This window comes from Pseudomonas sp. MBLB4123, from assembly GCF_051904775.1.
GTDB lineage: Bacteria > Pseudomonadota > Gammaproteobacteria > Pseudomonadales > Pseudomonadaceae > Aquipseudomonas > Aquipseudomonas benzenivorans_B.
This window is the reverse complement of record NZ_CP196711.1, coordinates 1,435,505-1,450,921: the sequence shown is the minus strand read 5'-3', so window position 1 is coordinate 1,450,921 and position 15,417 is coordinate 1,435,505. Positions and strand designations below refer to the sequence as shown.

Here is a 15,417-nt window from a genome sequence, read left to right as displayed (position 1 = left end):
ACCTAGCTGGGTTCCTCGTCGCTGGGGTAGCGGCTGGCGTTGAGGCTCTCCTTGATCTTGCGCAGGTGCGGCTGGAAGTCCACGCCGCGGCGCAGGGTCATGCCGGTGGCCAGCACGTCGAGCACGGTCAGCTGGATGATCCGCGAGGTCATCGGCATGTAGATGTCGGTGTCCTCCGGCAGGGGGATGTCCAGGCTCAGGGTGCTGGCCTTGGCCAGCGGCGAGCCGGCGGCGGTCAGGCCGAGTACCGAGGCGCCGTTCTCCCGGGCCAGGCGTGCCACCTCCACCAGCTCGCGGGTGCGCCCGGTGTAGGAGATGATCACGAACAGGTCGCCGGTGTGGGCCACCGAGGCCAGCATGCGCTGCATCAACACGTCGGCATGGGCCGACACGGCCAGGTTGAAGCGGAAGAACTTGTGTTGGGCGTCCAGGGCCACCGGAGCCGAGGCGCCGAGGCCGAAGAAGTGGATCTGCCGGGCCTGGATCAGCAGGTCGACGGCGCGGCTGATCATCTGCGGGTCGAGCGCCTGGCAGGCGGCATCCAGCGAGGTGATGGCGCTGCCGAAGATCTTGCGGGTGTAGGCCTCCGGGCCGTCGTCGGCCTCCACGGCGCGGCTGACGTAGGCGGCGCCGCTGGCCAGGCTCTGGGCCAGCTGCATCTTCAGTTCCGGGTAGCCGTTGACGTCGAAGGAGCGGCAGAAGCGGTTGACCGTGGGCTCGCTGACCTGGGCCGCCTGGGCCAGGGCGGCGATGCTGAAGCGGGTGGCCTGCTGCGGGTTGTGCAGTATCACCTCGGCCACCTTGCGCTCGGCCTTGTTCAGGCTGTCGAGGCGGCTCTGGATCTGCTCCAGGAGATTTCGCACGCGATCCATTTCTTTTCCTCAGGCGGGCGATGAAAGTGCCGGCCTATCGTACTGATGGGGTCGACTCGCGACCATAGGAATGTGTCTTTACGAAAAATGTTGTTATATTACTACATCTAGCCTTGTAAAAATGGCGGATACCGGGTATTCCTAGTGCATCTTGATAGAAGAACAAACATTATGCCATCCATAACCGTTGACTCCTGCAGCATTGCCTTGTTCGGCGCGCTGGGCGACCTGGCCCTGCGCAAGCTGTTCCCGGCCCTCTATCAGCTCGACCGTGCCGGCCTGCTGCACGCCGATACGCGCATCCTCGCCCTGGCCCGCGAAAGCGGCGACGCCGAGCAGCACCTGGGCAACATAGAGGAGCACCTGCGTCGCCACGTGCCGGCGGGCGAGCTCGACGCGGCGGTGCTGCAACGCTTCCAGGCGCGCCTGAGCTACCTGAGCATGGATTTCCGCGAGGCCGACGACTACGCCGTATTGGCCGAGCGGGTCGGCGACGCGCCGTCGCTGATCGCCTACTTCGCCACCCCGGCCGCGGTCTACGGCGGTATCTGCGCCAACCTGGCCGGCAGCGGCCTGGCCGCGCGCACCCGGGTGGTGCTGGAGAAGCCGATCGGCCATGACCTGGAGTCCTCGCGGGCGGTGAACGAGGCGGTGGCACAGTTCTTCCCCGAGTCGCGGGTCTATCGCATCGACCACTACCTGGGCAAGGAGACGGTGCAGAACCTGATCGCCCTACGCTTCGCCAACAGCCTGTTCGAGACCCAGTGGAACCAGAACTTCATCTCCCATGTGGAGATCACCGTGGCCGAGAAGGTCGGCATCGAGGGGCGCTGGGGGTACTTCGACCAGGCCGGGCAGCTGCGCGACATGATCCAGAACCACCTGCTGCAGCTGCTCTGCCTGATCGCCATGGACCCGCCCAGCGACCTGTCGGCCAGCAGCATCCGCGACGAGAAGGTCAAGGTGCTCAAGGCCCTGGAGCCGATCAAGGCCGAACAGCTCAGTCGTCAGGTGGTGCGCGGCCAGTACGTGGCCGGCAGCAGCGATGGCAAGGCCGTTCCGGGCTACCTGGAGGAGGAGAACGCCAATGCCCAGAGCGACACCGAGACCTTCGTCGCCCTGCGCGCCGATATCCGCAACTGGCGCTGGGCCGGCGTGCCGTTCTACCTGCGTACCGGCAAGCGCATGCCGCAGAAGCTGTCGCAGATCGTCATCCACTTCAAGGAACCGCCGCACTACATCTTCGCCCCGGAGCAGCGCCAGCTGATCGGCAACAAGCTGATCATCCGCCTGCAGCCGGACGAGGGCATCGCCCTGCAGGTGATGACCAAGGACCAGGGCCTGGACAAGGGCATGCAGCTGCGCAGCGGCCCGCTGCAGCTGAATTTCTCCGACACCTATCGCAGTGCGCGCATCCCCGATGCCTACGAGCGCCTGTTGCTGGAGGTGATGCGCGGCAACCAGAACCTGTTCGTGCGCAAGGACGAGATCGAGTACGCCTGGCAATGGTGCGACCAGCTGATCGCCGGCTGGCAACAGCTCGGCGACGCGCCCAAACCCTATCCGGCCGGCACCTGGGGCCCCATGGGCTCGGTGGCGCTGATCACCCGCGACGGGAGGTCCTGGTATGGCGATCTCTAAGTTGGACCTGCCGGTCGGCGTTGTGGCGCGCAGCCTGAACGATGCCCAGCAGCTCGCCGAGACCCTCGCCGGCGACGTGGCGGCCGCCTTGCGCGCGGCCATCGCCAGCCAGGGCCGGGCGACCCTGGTGGTGTCCGGCGGTCGCAGCCCCATCGCCTTCTTCGAGTGCCTGGCCCGGCAGGTACTGCCCTGGGCGCAGGTGCTGATCAGCCTGGCGGACGAGCGCTGGGTACCGGTCAACCACGCCACCAGCAACGAGGCCCTGGTGCGCCGTCACCTGCTCCGCGGGCCGGCCGCCGAGGCGCGCTTGCTCGGCCTCTACCAGGTCGCCGGCAGCCTCGAAGAGGCCGCCCTCAAGGCCGAGCAGGCGCTGGCCGAACTGCCGCCGATCGACGTGCTGGTGCTGGGCATGGGCGACGACGGCCATACCGCCTCGCTGTTCCCGGGCAGCCCGAACCTGGGCCTGGCCCTGCAAACCGATTGTCCGCGCCGTTGCCTGCCGATGCAGGCGCCGAGCGAGCCGCGCCAGCGCTTGAGCCTGACACTGCCGCTGCTGGCCGCGGCGCGCCGACCGCTGCTGGCGATCCAGGGGCCGGCCAAGCTGGTCACCCTGGGCGCGGCCCTGAGCCATGCCGACGCGAGCAGCATGCCGATCCGCGCCTTCCTCCGTTCCCCTCTTGAAATCTACTGGTGCCCTTAGGGCCGAAGGACCAGCCGACATGACCAACAACGACACCCGCCAGGCCGAGCGCATGGCCGACAAGATCGCCCAGATCGACAGCATCTGCGCCCGTGCGCGGATCATGCCGGTGATCACCATCGCTCGCGAAGAAGACATCCTGCCCCTGGCCGATGCCCTGGCCGCCGGCGGCCTGACGGTGCTGGAGATCACCCTGCGCTCGCCGCACGGCCTGACCGCCATCCGCCGCCTACGCGAGGAGCGCCCGGGGCTGTGCGTCGGCGCCGGCACCGTGCTCGACCGGCAGATGCTCGCCGCGGCCGAGCAGGCCGGCGCCCAGTTCATCGTCACCCCGGGTTCCACCGCCGAGCTGTTGCAGGCCGGCCTGGAGAGCACCGTGCCCATGCTGCCGGGCACCAGCAGCGCCTCGGACATCATGCTCGGCTACGGCCTCGGCTACCGGCGCTTCAAGCTGTTCCCGGCCGAGGTATGCGGCGGCACCGCGGCGCTCAAGGCCCTCGCCGGGCCGTTCGGCGGCGTGCGGTTCTGCCCGACCGGCGGCATCAACCCGGGCAATCTGCAGAGCTACATGGCGCTGTCCAATGTGATGTGCGTTGGCGGCAGCTGGATGTTCGAGCGCCAGTGGGTCGAGCGTGGCGACTGGGCACGTATCCAGCAAGCCAGTGCCGAGGCCTTGCGGCTACTCGCCTGATCTGTCGCGAGCCTGTGCCTGGACCATTTCATATCGGCGGTTGTGGTGAGGCGCGAGCCTGTCGGAACAGGCCGGCCTCGCGGCGGAACAAGGCCGATAACAATCATGATCTGAAGGATCGATTGAACGCTTGGCCCCCGCTGCGCGAACTACAGAATGGCCAGGGCGATAACGCCCAACACGGGCCGGATATACGCATGCAACCGCGCTGACGACAGGGTTGGAAAAGCTATTTTTCACCGCTTGTGGGGAGAGTCCATATACATTGTTAGGTGTCATTCACTGTTCTCGGGAACCAGTACCAGTACATGGCCGTTTCGTTTGAAACTTGTGGTCGAGTTTTATACGAGAACAAGTCAATACCGCCGAGGGTGAAACCACATTTCGCATAAAGATTGCAGGAGGGAACATTATTTGTCTGCGTCTCCAAGCGGATGCCATGAAGCCGCTTGCTCAGCGCCCATTCTTTTGCAAATTCGATGAGGCCAGTTGCGACTCCTTTGCCTCGGTGTGTGCGAGCTACAACAATATGCTCAATTGAGGCTAGGTCGTTCCAGGTTGAACTAAGCACGATCTTCCCGACTAGCTCTTGATCGACGAATGCACCGTAGCAATCAGAATCATCTTCAGGCTCATCATCCGACGTGTAGTCCTTTAGGTAGGGGCTCACGCTGCGAGTAGATAGTTCAAATATTCTGTCGGATAGAAGTACGCTGAACACTTCACGGACAATAAAGTTGTTTTCAGAGTCTAACTCTGCTGCCATTTTTTTAGGAATTTTTGAAACTTTCATATGACGCCTAACGGACAGGTTAAGGGGCGGACGCGGCGTAGCTTGAGGACGTCCGGAGTGAGCGTAGCGAACGATCTTGAATGCTGTAATGGACTCCCCCGCACCACCTTCTATATCTATACCCGCAGCGGTGGTGGCTGATAGTTGGGAGGGTCGAGATGAAGCGTATTGCGGTTGATCTGGCCAAGTCCGTTTACCAAGTTGCCGCGGGTGTCCGTTCCGGCCATGTGGTGCAGCGCAAGCGGGTGAACCGGGAGGCGTTCCGGCGATATATACAGGAGCAGGCCGAGGCGGTCGAGTGGGTGATGGAGGCTTGTGGTACGGCCCACTATTGGGCGCGCATAGTGCAGGCGCTGGGCATGACCCCGCGCGAGTTCAGTAGCGGCGAGCGGCGCAAGCTGGGGCACATCAGCCGGCTGGGCAACGTCTATGTCCGCACGTTATTGGTCCACGGCTCCCGAGCAGCCTTGCTGGCGGCGCAGCGCTGCCAGGCGCGCACGCCGGAGAAACTGACCCCACTACAGCGCAGGGCCGTCGAGACCGCCGCGCGGATCGGCCACAACAAGGCGGCGGTGGCCCTGGCGAACAAACTGGTGCGGATTTGCTGGGCGGTGTGGTGCCATGCGCGGCGCTTCAGCGGCGTTTGGCACAGCACGAAGCCCGCCTGACGGCGGGGGTAATCAGGATGGGGTGAAGGTTTTCATGGGGTTGTGGTGAGCGGCAGCACTGTCGGAACAGGCGAGCCCTGCAGCGGAACAAGGCCGATAACAATCATGATCTGAGGGATCGATTGAACGCTTGGCCCCCGCTGCGCGAACTACAGAATGGCCGGGGCGATAGCGCCCAACACAGGCCGGATATACGCATGCAACCGCGCTGACGACAGGGTTGGAAAAGCTATTCCTCACCGCTTGTGGGGAGAGTCCATATAAGCCGTTATACGGCACTCTTCAACTTATCCAATTCGTCAGTTCTCAGTATTTTGGGGGGTACTCGAGGCAAGCCTGAAGAATTAAAAAGAGGCGATTTTTTGTACCGTCCGTTGACGCGGTTCGTGACCACGATCCATATGAAACGAACTAAAACCCCCAGAAGCCCGCGTTGCTTTGGCTTCGCTTGGCCTAGGGCGGTGTCAGTGTTTAAAACTGCAACGTTTGCTCCAAAGTCTTTATCCATTTGCTGACGGTCAAGGCAGCTGTGAATAAGTCCGATGAATGACACTTTTCGGCTGGCCATAGTATTGCCAATAGGCGTTCCGCAACATGCTGCATACCAGCGGATCATACCGTTTTCGCTGAGGCGTACTGCCGATAGGAGATCTTCTCCTTGGCAGAAAAGCAGGTCTTGTTGAGCCACTTGAACGATCTCAGTTCCACCTTGTTCGTCTAGTACAAAAGGAGCTTTACCAAGAAAATGTGCGAACGCTCGGCAATCCGTGCAATAGCAGATGAGACGATTGCTAGTTCTAATGCTTTTGAGCTGCCCTTTAACGGCACCGCATTTACATTGAATTGGATGCATAGATATCACCATTCCTTGGCCAGATTGCGATCAGCGCTGTGCTGTATAACGATTAAGCTAAGGGGCCGGCTTTAGCCGGTCCCGGCGAACGAAATGAGCGATTTGAGTGCTGTAATGGACTCTCCCCGCACCACCTTCTATACCCGCAGCGGTGGTGGCTGATAGTTGGGAGAGTCGTGATGAAACGTATTGTTAGGCCTTAGCCGGCCAACCCCGAAAGCAGCCGAATAGCCCAGTATGCGGCGATTATCATTTGAATGACGAAGGCCGCGAAGCGAATGTTCACTGCCACAATACTCAGCGATGTGAGATGTGCAAGCGACTGCATTAAACGGGCAGCAAGAAGAGGATAGGCAAGTGAATCAGTGACTGCGGCTTGGCCCGTGACAAGGGCCACAAGCAGGAGGCCGCCAAATATGGGAAGGCCTTCTATGCAGTTGGCATGTGCACGCGCCAAACGCTGCATGAACGGAGAAAGATTGGCATTGTCTGGCTTGAATTCGTTTGCGGGGATCTGTTTTAAGATAACGAGACGGGCACGCAGAAGTTCCATCAGAATGAGCAGAAACAATGCCCAAGTAATAAGGCCAGTTAAGGCGACGGCGGTGTGGCTTGTCATATGAGGCTCCCTCTCTATTCTTGATGATAAGGCCTAACTAAAATTAGACACCCAATGGTGCGTTTAAACGCACCATTGGGTGGATAACATTCCCTGCCATTATCAGCGCAACCTCTCTAGCTTGAGGCTTCCGGCTTGTGGCAGGGTCCTTGTGGGGTGTTATGCACCAGGGGTGGCGCATCGACAACCCTGGGCAAGCATTGGCGTGCCATTTTTGCATCGACGGATGACTCAGTTGAAACAGTCGATGCAAGCAGGGGAAAGCTACTCGGCGTCCTGCCTGCGGGGTGCGTCATTGCGTGGGCTGAAACTACCCGAATGCGGCGTGTCGTCACAAGTTGTTGTGGCGAAGCGCCCCCTCGTTTCTTCGAGCTTGCCCTGCTCATTGCACCGGGCTAGAGTGCGCCGGTCACGGTCAATCCCGTGACCGGGTGTAGGAACCCGATCTGAACCAAGGCGCGGTAGCGCCATAAGTCGAGAGCAGGCGCTTTTTTGTGCCTGCTGTTTTCTCGTGCAGTTATGGCGGGCCGTGCGAGGCAGGCTTCGGCCTGGCCGGTTTCCTTGGTTGCCGGTTTCCTACCCTTGTACGGTCCGCCACCCTTACCCGTAGGAAGGTGGGGTGACGGCTCCTTAATCAAACCAAGGAGCATACGGAAAATGCGCTATCCACCTTTTACCCAAGGGCTCCACCTTGGGCTGTTTGCCTTGTCGTTCGCCTCCTGCCTGGAGGTGCGCCATGGCTAGATTCAACGCTGTTGTCGTTCCCTTCCCCAAACGCTACGAACCACTCGATTGCCTCGATGGCCAGGGCTGCCATTTCCAGGCGGCGGCCGAGTTGCGGGTGGCGATGCTGCATAAGCTGTTCGACATCCTGGCGCGCATGGAGGCGTCCACCCCCGGCGCGAGGCCGCTGCATGAGGCCTGCGACAGCGCCCGCGCGCTGTTGAGCGACGTGCTGGTGCTGTACCGCCGGGCGTTGGCCCAGGCGCAAGGGAGGGTTGGCGATGAATAGACCCTGCACCAGCCACCTGCCCACCCATGACGGCCATCGTGGCGCGATCATCAAGTGGCCGGTGAACTGCCACGAGGCCTTCGACCGGGGCGTGGCCAGCGCCCAGGCCTGGTTGAGCAACGACGACACCGGCTGGCTGTGGGCCAACCTGATCATCGAGCGCGACGCGCTGCCCCCCGGAGCGCAGCGCCGGGCCTTCGAGATCGGCTTCCTCAGCCGGGTGCACCAGCGCTTGTGTTCGCCGTTCGGCGGCAACCACCAGGCGAGGAAGACCTGCCTGCAGCTGTAAGCCGGCAGTCGACCTCGCCACAGACCGCCCGCCGGGAACTCCGGCGGGCTCCTTCGGTGCCGCTCAGCAATAGCGGCGGACCGCATCGGCCAGGTCCTTGGCCAGCAGGGCGTCCGGAGCCCTGGTTTCGTCGCCGGGACGGTACTTGCCGGTCTGCACCAGGCAGCCCTGCAACCCGGCCTTCTGGGCACCCAATACATCGCCTTCGACGTCGTCGCCGATCATCAGCGCCTGGGGCGCTTGCACGCCGAGTTCCTCCAGGGCGCCCTGGAAGAAGGCCGCGGAGGGTTTGCCGAGCACCAGGGCCTCGACCCCTGCGGCGTATTCCAGGGCGCGGACGAAGGGGCCGGCGTCCAGGCGCAGGGCACCCTGGTAGCGGAAGTAACGATTGATGCCCATGGCCAGCAACGGCGCGCCCTCCAGCAGCAGGTGGAAGGCGCGCTCCAGATGCGGGTAGTCGAAGCGTTCGGCGGCGTCGCCGATGACCACCGCATTGGGTGCCGGTTCTTCGAGGAGGTCGGCGAACTCGGCTTCCAGGTTGCGGTGGATCAGGCAGTAGGGGCGCAGGCCCCGGGCCTCGAGGTAATGGCGCATGGCTCGGGGGGCGCTGTAGATCTGCTCGGGGTCGATGACGTAGCCCATGCCACTGAGCTGGCGATGGATCTCGGCGGCGGTCAGGCGCGAGGTATTGGTCACCAGGCGCAACGGGTAGCCCTTGGCCTGCAGTTGGGCAACCGCGTCCACCGAGCCGGGCAGGGGGACGCTGTCCTGGTAGAGCACCCCGCTGACGTCCAGCAGCACCGCCTGTGTCATCGCCTGCCTCCTCACGCCGAAGCGCGCTCTGCACTGCACCCTAACAGCGATAGCACAGCTTGACGCCCCATGCCCCTGCATTGCAGCGTGTGGCCCTGCGGTACCGAAGGCGCGGGGGTGGTCCCGGCCGTTGTTCGAACATCAGCGAAAGGATTCCAAATGCTTGCCTCTACCCCCATCGTCTTGATCCACGGGCTTATCGGCTCGTTGCAGCTTCCCGACTTGAGCGGATTGCTCGCCCCGCACCGGGTCTTGGCGCCCGATCTGCTCGGCTATGGCGCGCAGCGACAGCGGGTGGCCGCCGAGTTGAGCATCGATGCCCAGGTCGAGTACCTGCGTGGGATTGTCGAGCAGCATTTCGGCGATGAGCCGGTGCACCTGGTGGGGCATTCGGTCGGTGGCGTGGTGGCGGCGCTGTTCGCGTGCCGATACGGGGCACGGGTGCGCAGCCTGGTCAGCGTGGAGGGCAACTTCAGCCTGAAGGATGCCTTCTGGTCGGCCCGGGTGGCGGCCATGACGCCGGCAGAGGTGGAGGCGTTGCTCGCGGGCTATCGGCGAGACCCGGCCGCTTGGCTGGCCGGGGCGGGGGTTGTCCCGACGGCTGAAACCCTGCGGGTGGCCGAGTGCTGGCTGGCCCAGCAGCCTGCCTCGACGGTGCAGGCCATGGCGCAGGCGGTGGTGGCCGAAACCGCTCCGGCGGCGTATCGGGACAGGCTGCGCGCGCTCTTCGCCCGTCTACCGGTGCACTTGATCGCCGGTGAGCATTCGCGCGCGGGCTGGGACGTGCCGGCCTGGGCCGAGTCGGCCGCGGCCAGCCAGTCCCTGATCCCGGGCTGCGGGCATCTGCCGATGCTGGAGCGTCCCGCCGCCCTGGTCGGCGAACTGCAGCGGGCGCTGCAGCTGGCCTGAGGCGCCGGGGGGGGCGGGGTCAGAGGAACATGCCTCCGGAGGCTTCGATGCGCTGACCGGTGATCCAGCGACCGCCCTCGGCCAGCAGCAGGGAGATTGCCCCGCCGATGTCGTCCGGCAGACCCACGCGACCCAGTGCGGTGTTGGCTGCGATGTATTGGTTGACCTCGCTGTTGTCGCGCACCACGCCGCCGCCGAAGTCGGTCTCGATGGCGCCGGGGGCGAGCACGTTGACCGTGATGCCGCGCGGGCCGAGTTCCTTGGCCAGGTAGCGGGTCCACACCTCGATACCGCCCTTCATCGCCGCGTAGGCGGCGTAGCCCGGCAGGGTGAAGCGCGCCAGGCCGGTGGAGATATTGAGGATGCGGCCTTGCTCGGCGATCAGCGGCAACAGTTTCTGGGTGAGGAAGAACGGGCCTTTCAACTGGATGTTCACCAGCTGGTCAAACTGCGCCTCGGTAGTTTCGGCGAAGCTGGCGTGGACGCCGATGCCGGCGTTGTTGACCAGGAAGTCGAAGCGTTCGCGGCCGAAGGTGCTGGCCAGGGTCTCGGCAACCTGCGCGGCGAAGGTGTCGAAGCCGGCGCTGGCGCCTACGTCGAGCTGCAGCATGGCCGCGCGGCCACCCAGCTTCTCGATTTCGCCGACCAGCGCCTGTGCTTCGCCGGCCTGACTGTGGTAGGTGCCGATGATGTCGATGCCCTGGGCGGCCAGGTGCAGGGCGGTGCTCTTGCCGAGACCGCGGCTGGCGCCGGTGATGAGTGCGATTTTACGGGTCATGGCCGTACTCCTCGTTGCCTGGGTGGAAGGGTCGAGGGCCAGCTTATTGTTCGATCCGGCTCCGATAAATCCGGCAGAATTGGAAACACTGGTCGGATATGGCGAACAATTTCGAGGAGGCCACCCATGAACAAGCTGGAGTTGTTGCGCACCTTCGTCCGGGTGGCGGAACTGGCCAGCTTTACCCAGGCCGGGGAGAGCCTTGGCCTGCCGCGCTCGACGGTATCGGAGCAGGTGCAGGCCCTGGAGGCGCTGCTCGGCGCACGCCTGCTGCACCGCACCACGCGCAAGGTGCAGGTCACCCAGGACGGCCTGGTGCTGTACGAGCGCAGCAAGGACATGCTGGCGCACATGGATGAGCTGGAGGGCCTGTTCCGTCAGGACGACACGGCGCTGGTCGGCCGCCTGCGGGTCGACATGCCCAGCTCGGTGGCTCGCAAGATCGTCCTGCCCCGGCTGGCCGAGTTCGTCGCCCGCCATCCGCAGGTCGAGTTGGAGATCAGCAGCAGCGACCGCCAGGTCGATCTGGTGGGCGAGGGCTTCGACTGCGTGCTGCGCGTCGGCGAACTGGCCGACACCTCCTTGGTCGCACGCCGGCTCAGCGGCTTCACCATGGTCAACTGCGCCAGCCCGGCCTACCTGCAAGCCTATGGCACGCCCGCGACCCTCAAGGACCTCGCCGGGCATCGGCTGATCCACTACGTGCCGGTGCTCGGCGCGCGCTCGAGCGGCTTCGACTATGTCACCAACGGCAGGCTGCGCCAGGTGCCGATGACGGGCAGCGTGACGGTGAACAACACCGATGCCTACGAGGCCGCCTGTCTAGGCGGTCTGGGGTTGATTCAGGCGCCGCTGGCCGGGGTGCGCGACTACCTGGCGAGCGGGCGGCTGCGCACCGTGCTGCCGGACCACCTGGCGCCGCCGATGGCGGTTACGCTGCTCTACGCCGACCGGCGTTATCTGCCGCAGCGCGTGAGGGTGTTCATGCAGTGGCTGGAGGGCCTGATCGAGGTAGAAGCTCGGGCCTGAGGGGTCGCCGCCTCGCGGCGTCGCCCCGTGGGACGAGCGCGGGCGGCGGGCTGTCAGGAGGCCTGCACGAGGGACTCCTGCGGCCTGTCTTCCAGTGCCACCCCGGCGAGGAACTCGTCGCCCCAGCGGTGGATGTCGTTGTAGCTGACGATATCGAACAGCTGGCGCAGGCGCGCCTGGGCCTCGGCCTTGGGCAGGTTCAGCGCCAGGTAGCAGGTCTGCGCCAGGTCCGCCGGGTCGTGAGGGTTGGTCAGCAGGGCGCCCTTGAGCTCGGCGGCGGCGCCGGCGAACTCGGAGAGCACCAGCACGCCGCTGCCGCCGAGCAGGCCCTGGGCCGCGACGAACTCCTTGGCCACCAGGTTGAGGCCGTCGCGCAGCGGGGTGATCCACATGACGTCGGCCATGGCGTACCAGGCGCTGACCTCCTCGAACGGCAGGCTGCGGAAGAAGAACTGCAGCGGCGTCCAGCCGATCCGCGCGAAGCGGCCGTTGATGCGGCCGACCGCCTGCTCGATCTGGGTCTGCAGTTCGTCGTAGATGGTCATTTCCTTGGCCGCCGGCACGCAGACGGTGACCAGGGTGACCTTGCCGAGCAGCTCGGGGTTGTCGGCCAGCAGGCGCTCGTAGGCATTGAGCTTCTCCAGGATGCCCTTGGTGTAGTCGAGGCGCTCGACCGAGAGCAGCAGCTTGACGCCGGACAGCTCCTCGCGCAGCCGCGCCATCATCTCGCGGATCTTCGGGTTGTCCAGGGCGCTGCGCACCCGACCGATATCCAGGCCGACCGGGTGGGCGCCGAGCTTGACCACTCGGGTGCCGGTGTCCACGGCCGTGGTCATGCGCTCCAGGCCCACGGCACAGCCGTAGGTGATAAAGCGCGGCGCGCAGTTCTGCCGCTCCAGGGTCTTGAGCGGGAACACCCCGCGGGCCACATCGACGAAGTTCTCCACCTGGCGCGGGATGTGGAAGCCGACGTAGTCGCACTGCAGCAGGCTGCCGACGATCTGCCGGCGCCAGGGCAGCACGTTGAACACGTCCGCCGAGGGGAAGTAGGTGTGGTGGAAGAAGGCGATGCGCAGGTCCGGGCGCAGTTCGCGCAGGTAGGCCGGGACCATCCACAGGTTGTAGTCGTGCAGCCACACGATGGCGCCTTTGGCGGCTTCCAGGGCGGTGCGTTCGGCGAAGGCGCGGTTGACTTTGCAGAACACCTGCCAGTCGTCCTCGTTGAAGGTGGCCCGTTCCCAGAAGGTGTGCAGGGTCGGCCAGAAGGCCTCCTTGGAGAAGCGCTTGTAGAAGATGTCGACTTCTTGCTTGCTGAGCTTGACCCGCGCGGCGGTGAGCTTGGGGTAGCGTTCGGCATCCACCGTGGTGTGGCTGTCGAAGGGTTCATCCTCGTCCTCGTGCACCGCCCAGGCGACCCAGGAGCCGGGCCGGCCGTCGCCGAAGAAGCTCAGCAGGGTGGGGATGATGCCGTTCGGCGAGGTCGGCCGGCGGCGCTGCAGCTTGCCGTCGGTGCCGCGGTATTCCTCATAGGGCAGGCGATGGTAAACCATCACCAGTTCGGCCTTGCCGGGCTGGGCGGCCTGGCGGTGCTCGGCGGCGATGCCGTGCTCGCCGAGGAAACCGAAGTGGGCGAAGGCTTCGAGGATGCCGCCGCAACCGGGGCGCTTGGCGTGCAGGGTGCGCGAGTGCTGGGCGGTGGCTTCCAGCAGGCCCGTCTCGGACTGGCCGACGCAGACGCCCTTGAACGGGCCGCTGAGCATGGACAGGTCGTTGAGGGTGTCACCGGCGGCCAGCACCTGGTCGGCGTCCAGCTTCAGCCAGTCGGCCAGGGCCTTGAGGCTGCTGCCCTTGTTCACCCCCTGGGGCAGGAAGTCGAGGTAGCGTTCGGCCGAGTAGAGCAGGTCGCAACCCAGGGCGCGGGCGGCGTCCAGCAGGGCCGGGTTGGCCGCCTCTTCGGGCGTGCAGAAGTAGGAGCAGCGACGGGCCTGGGGCACGTCCTGGCGCTCCAGGTCGAAGCCCTCGATGGCGCTGGCGACCTGGCTCTCGCCGGGCCACAGGGCGTCCACCGCGCTCTGCAGCGGCTGGATGGGCTGCAGCGTGTCGCCGTGCACCAGGCTGGCGCCGACGTCGGCGATGATGTAGTCCGGCTGCGGCAGGGTCGGGTCGGCCAAGAGCGGCAGCACCGCCTCCAGGCTGCGGCCGGTGACGTAGGCCAGGCGGATTTCGGGGTGGGCGGCGATGGTCTGGTAGAGGCTCAGGCGATCCTCGGGATCGCCGGCGAGAAAGGTTCCATCGAGATCGGTGGCAAGTAGCATGCGCTGTCTCCTTATGCAGTTGACGCGCCGACCTGGGCCGACGTGCTGTTGGGTGGGCGTTGCCGCGCGAGGGCGGCGGCCGCAGTTGTTGCAGCGGCGCGGTTGTGCGCCGCTAGCGTGATTCGGGGACGAGTGGCTCGTCGACGCGGCCCGTCTCGGCGGGCGGCGCATCGGGCATCAGTTCCAGCACCGTGTGGCTGGTGCGCAGCATCGGCATGAAGTGCGCCTGTTCGCCGCTGACCAGGTCGCTGACATGGCGCAGGCGGTACCAGGTGTAGGCGGCCAGCAGGGCCAGCACCGTGGCGAAGTACAGCGGCAGGGCGCGGGCGCCGAACTGCTGCATCAGCACCCCGGCCAGCAGCGGGCCGCACACCGAGCCGATGCCGTTGACCATCAGCAGGCTGCCGGAGCCGGCGAGAATCTCGTCGCCGTGCAGCTGGTCGATCAGCTGGGCCACGGCGATGGGGTAGATGGCGAACGCCAGGCCGCCGAACAGGAAGATCAGGCCGAGCAGCGCCCGACCGGCCGGCAGCAGGCTCATCCCGAGCGCCACCAGCACCGCCAGGATCACCACCCAGAGCATCACCAGGCGGCGGTCGTGTTTGTCCGAATAGCGGCCGATGGGCCACTGCAGCAGGGCGCCGCCGAGAATCGCGCTGCTCATCAGCAGGCCCACGCCGCCGGCGTCGAAGCCGCTGAGGCTGGCGTACACCGGCGCCATGCCCCAGAAGGCCCCGAGGGCCAGGCCCGACAGGCCGGCGGCGACTATCGCCAGGGGGGCGATGCCGAGCAGTTGGCGCAGGTTGCTGTGCAGCGCCTCGGGCACGCTGGGCTGGGCCTGGCGAGTGAGGGTGATGGGCATCAGCGCGGCGCTGATCAGCATCGCCGCCAGGACGAAGAGGATGAAGTCGCCGGGCTCGGCCAGGCCCAGCAGTTGCTGCGCCGCGGCCAGGGCGCCGAGATTGACCGCCATGTACAGGGCGAACACCTGGCCGCGCTTGTCCTCGGGGGCCTGGGCGTTGAGCCAGCTCTCGATCACCATGTACAGGCTGACCAGGGCCAGGCCGTAGAGCACGCGCAGGGCCAGCCAGACCCAGGGGTCGACCAGCAGCACGTGGAGCAGGGCGGCGATGGCGGCCAGGGCGGCACAGAAGGCGAAGGCACGGATATGCCCAACGCGGCGCACCAGCGGAATCGCCAGCCAGGTGCCGAGGAGGAAGCCGACGAAATACCCGGACATGATCAGGCCGAGCATCGAGCTGGAGTAGCCTTCGGCGACGCCACGCAAGGTCAGGAGGGTGTTGAGCAGGCCATTGCCGAGCAGGAGTAACGCGACCCCGCTCAGCAGTGAGCTGATGGGGGCAATCTGGGACCACATGGCGGACTACCCTAGGGAACTACGCCCTCGATAGCAAGCACGAAGCGGGCCAGGTGG

Annotated in this window: 16 protein-coding genes; 8 read left to right on the top strand and 8 right to left on the bottom strand. The window is 65.2% G+C overall.

Annotated features, from left to right (window positions below; genetic code table 11):
- Positions 1-2 precede the first annotated feature (2 nt).
- Positions 3-863, bottom strand: coding sequence for a MurR/RpiR family transcriptional regulator (locus tag ACSX1C_RS06830; RefSeq protein WP_318646324.1), 861 nt, complete (start codon positions 861-863; stop codon positions 3-5).
- 180 nt (positions 864-1,043) lie between these two features.
- Here ACSX1C_RS06830 and zwf point away from each other — a divergent pair, with 180 nt between their 5' ends.
- From zwf to ACSX1C_RS06815, 3 genes are read left to right on the top strand one after another with little or no spacing between them, the layout of a single operon-like run.
- Complete coding sequence (gene zwf, locus ACSX1C_RS06825; RefSeq protein ID WP_439888799.1) at positions 1,044-2,513, top strand: glucose-6-phosphate dehydrogenase; 1,470 nt, start codon at positions 1,044-1,046, stop codon at positions 2,511-2,513.
- A complete protein-coding gene (pgl, locus tag ACSX1C_RS06820; RefSeq protein WP_439888798.1) occupies positions 2,500-3,213 on the top strand; it encodes a 6-phosphogluconolactonase in 714 nt (237 codons plus the stop codon). Before zwf ends, pgl begins: the two co-directional genes overlap by 14 nt.
- 19 nt (positions 3,214-3,232) lie before the next feature.
- Positions 3,233-3,904 (top strand): bifunctional 4-hydroxy-2-oxoglutarate aldolase/2-dehydro-3-deoxy-phosphogluconate aldolase, encoded by a 672-nt coding sequence (locus tag ACSX1C_RS06815; RefSeq protein ID WP_439888797.1) that lies wholly within the window; start codon positions 3,233-3,235, stop codon positions 3,902-3,904.
- Between the two features lie 268 nt (positions 3,905-4,172).
- Here ACSX1C_RS06815 and ACSX1C_RS06810 read toward each other — a convergent pair whose 3' ends face one another.
- A complete protein-coding gene (locus ACSX1C_RS06810) occupies positions 4,173-4,697 on the bottom strand; it encodes a GNAT family N-acetyltransferase (RefSeq protein WP_439888796.1) in 525 nt (174 codons plus the stop codon).
- 158 nt (positions 4,698-4,855) lie between these two features.
- Here ACSX1C_RS06810 and ACSX1C_RS06805 point away from each other — a divergent pair, with 158 nt between their 5' ends.
- Positions 4,856-5,365, top strand: a complete 510-nt coding sequence (locus tag ACSX1C_RS06805; RefSeq protein WP_439888795.1) for a transposase — start codon at positions 4,856-4,858, stop codon at positions 5,363-5,365.
- A 268-nt stretch (positions 5,366-5,633) separates the two neighbouring features.
- Here the strand turns inward: ACSX1C_RS06805 and ACSX1C_RS06800 are convergent, their stop codons facing one another.
- Both ACSX1C_RS06800 and ACSX1C_RS06795 read right to left on the bottom strand, forming a co-directional pair.
- Positions 5,634-6,218, bottom strand: coding sequence for a DUF6151 family protein (locus ACSX1C_RS06800; protein ID WP_439888794.1), 585 nt, complete (start codon positions 6,216-6,218; stop codon positions 5,634-5,636).
- Positions 6,219-6,417: 199 nt separating this feature from the next.
- The gene (locus ACSX1C_RS06795; protein WP_439888793.1) at positions 6,418-6,837 is read right to left on the bottom strand and encodes an MAPEG family protein; all 420 of its coding nucleotides are present in this window, start codon (positions 6,835-6,837) and stop codon (positions 6,418-6,420) included.
- A 736-nt stretch (positions 6,838-7,573) separates the two neighbouring features.
- Here ACSX1C_RS06795 and ACSX1C_RS06790 point away from each other — a divergent pair.
- Together ACSX1C_RS06790 and ACSX1C_RS06785 are read left to right on the top strand one after the other, a co-directional pair.
- Positions 7,574-7,849 carry a hypothetical protein gene (locus ACSX1C_RS06790; protein ID WP_439888792.1) on the top strand — a complete coding sequence of 92 codons (276 nt, stop codon included), beginning with the start codon at positions 7,574-7,576 and terminating at the stop codon, positions 7,847-7,849.
- Entirely contained in the window at positions 7,842-8,138 is a 297-nt protein-coding gene (locus ACSX1C_RS06785; RefSeq protein ID WP_318644653.1) for a LasR-specific antiactivator QslA, read from the top strand. Before ACSX1C_RS06790 ends, ACSX1C_RS06785 begins: the two co-directional genes overlap by 8 nt.
- A 63-nt stretch (positions 8,139-8,201) precedes the next feature.
- Here the strand turns inward: ACSX1C_RS06785 and ACSX1C_RS06780 are convergent, their stop codons facing one another.
- Positions 8,202-8,951 carry a TIGR01458 family HAD-type hydrolase gene (locus ACSX1C_RS06780; RefSeq protein WP_439888791.1) on the bottom strand — a complete coding sequence of 250 codons (750 nt, stop codon included), beginning with the start codon at positions 8,949-8,951 and terminating at the stop codon, positions 8,202-8,204.
- Positions 8,952-9,110: 159 nt separating this feature from the next.
- Between ACSX1C_RS06780 and ACSX1C_RS06775 the strand changes: the two genes are divergently transcribed.
- Positions 9,111-9,860, top strand: a complete 750-nt coding sequence (locus ACSX1C_RS06775) for an alpha/beta fold hydrolase (protein ID WP_439888790.1) — start codon at positions 9,111-9,113, stop codon at positions 9,858-9,860.
- A 19-nt stretch (positions 9,861-9,879) separates the two neighbouring features.
- Here the strand turns inward: ACSX1C_RS06775 and ACSX1C_RS06770 are convergent, their stop codons facing one another.
- Complete coding sequence (locus ACSX1C_RS06770) at positions 9,880-10,638, bottom strand: SDR family NAD(P)-dependent oxidoreductase (protein ID WP_439888789.1); 759 nt, start codon at positions 10,636-10,638, stop codon at positions 9,880-9,882.
- 126 nt (positions 10,639-10,764) lie between these two features.
- On the opposite strand from ACSX1C_RS06770, the gene ACSX1C_RS06765 reads away from it, so the two are divergent.
- Positions 10,765-11,667, top strand: a complete 903-nt coding sequence (locus ACSX1C_RS06765) for a LysR family transcriptional regulator (RefSeq protein ID WP_439888788.1) — start codon at positions 10,765-10,767, stop codon at positions 11,665-11,667.
- 53 nt (positions 11,668-11,720) lie between these two features.
- Here the strand turns inward: ACSX1C_RS06765 and ggpS are convergent, their stop codons facing one another.
- Complete coding sequence (ggpS, locus tag ACSX1C_RS06760; RefSeq protein ID WP_439888787.1) at positions 11,721-13,982, bottom strand: glucosylglycerol-phosphate synthase; 2,262 nt, start codon at positions 13,980-13,982, stop codon at positions 11,721-11,723.
- A gap of 112 nt (positions 13,983-14,094) precedes the next feature.
- On the bottom strand, positions 14,095-15,360 hold the full coding sequence (locus ACSX1C_RS06755; protein WP_439888786.1) for an MFS transporter: 1,266 nt from the start codon (positions 15,358-15,360) through the stop codon (positions 14,095-14,097).
- Between the last annotated feature and the right edge of the window lie 57 nt (positions 15,361-15,417).

Coding starts and splice junctions, on each gene's coding strand:
- zwf (WP_439888799.1), top strand. CDS start 1,044: ATGCCATCCATAACCGTTGACTCCTGCAGCATTGCCTTGTTCGGCGCG.
- pgl (WP_439888798.1), top strand. CDS start 2,500: ATGGCGATCTCTAAGTTGGACCTGCCGGTCGGCGTTGTGGCGCGCAGC.
- ACSX1C_RS06815 (WP_439888797.1), top strand. CDS start 3,233: ATGACCAACAACGACACCCGCCAGGCCGAGCGCATGGCCGACAAGATC.
- ACSX1C_RS06810 (WP_439888796.1), bottom strand. CDS start 4,697: ATGAAAGTTTCAAAAATTCCTAAAAAAATGGCAGCAGAGTTAGACTCT.
- ACSX1C_RS06805 (WP_439888795.1), top strand. CDS start 4,856: ATGAAGCGTATTGCGGTTGATCTGGCCAAGTCCGTTTACCAAGTTGCC.
- ACSX1C_RS06800 (WP_439888794.1), bottom strand. CDS start 6,218: ATGCATCCAATTCAATGTAAATGCGGTGCCGTTAAAGGGCAGCTCAAA.
- ACSX1C_RS06795 (WP_439888793.1), bottom strand. CDS start 6,837: ATGACAAGCCACACCGCCGTCGCCTTAACTGGCCTTATTACTTGGGCA.
- ACSX1C_RS06790 (WP_439888792.1), top strand. CDS start 7,574: ATGGCTAGATTCAACGCTGTTGTCGTTCCCTTCCCCAAACGCTACGAA.
- ACSX1C_RS06785 (WP_318644653.1), top strand. CDS start 7,842: ATGAATAGACCCTGCACCAGCCACCTGCCCACCCATGACGGCCATCGT.
- ACSX1C_RS06780 (WP_439888791.1), bottom strand. CDS start 8,951: ATGACACAGGCGGTGCTGCTGGACGTCAGCGGGGTGCTCTACCAGGAC.
- ACSX1C_RS06775 (WP_439888790.1), top strand. CDS start 9,111: ATGCTTGCCTCTACCCCCATCGTCTTGATCCACGGGCTTATCGGCTCG.
- ACSX1C_RS06770 (WP_439888789.1), bottom strand. CDS start 10,638: ATGACCCGTAAAATCGCACTCATCACCGGCGCCAGCCGCGGTCTCGGC.
- ACSX1C_RS06765 (WP_439888788.1), top strand. CDS start 10,765: ATGAACAAGCTGGAGTTGTTGCGCACCTTCGTCCGGGTGGCGGAACTG.
- ggpS (WP_439888787.1), bottom strand. CDS start 13,982: ATGCTACTTGCCACCGATCTCGATGGAACCTTTCTCGCCGGCGATCCC.
- ACSX1C_RS06755 (WP_439888786.1), bottom strand. CDS start 15,360: ATGTGGTCCCAGATTGCCCCCATCAGCTCACTGCTGAGCGGGGTCGCG.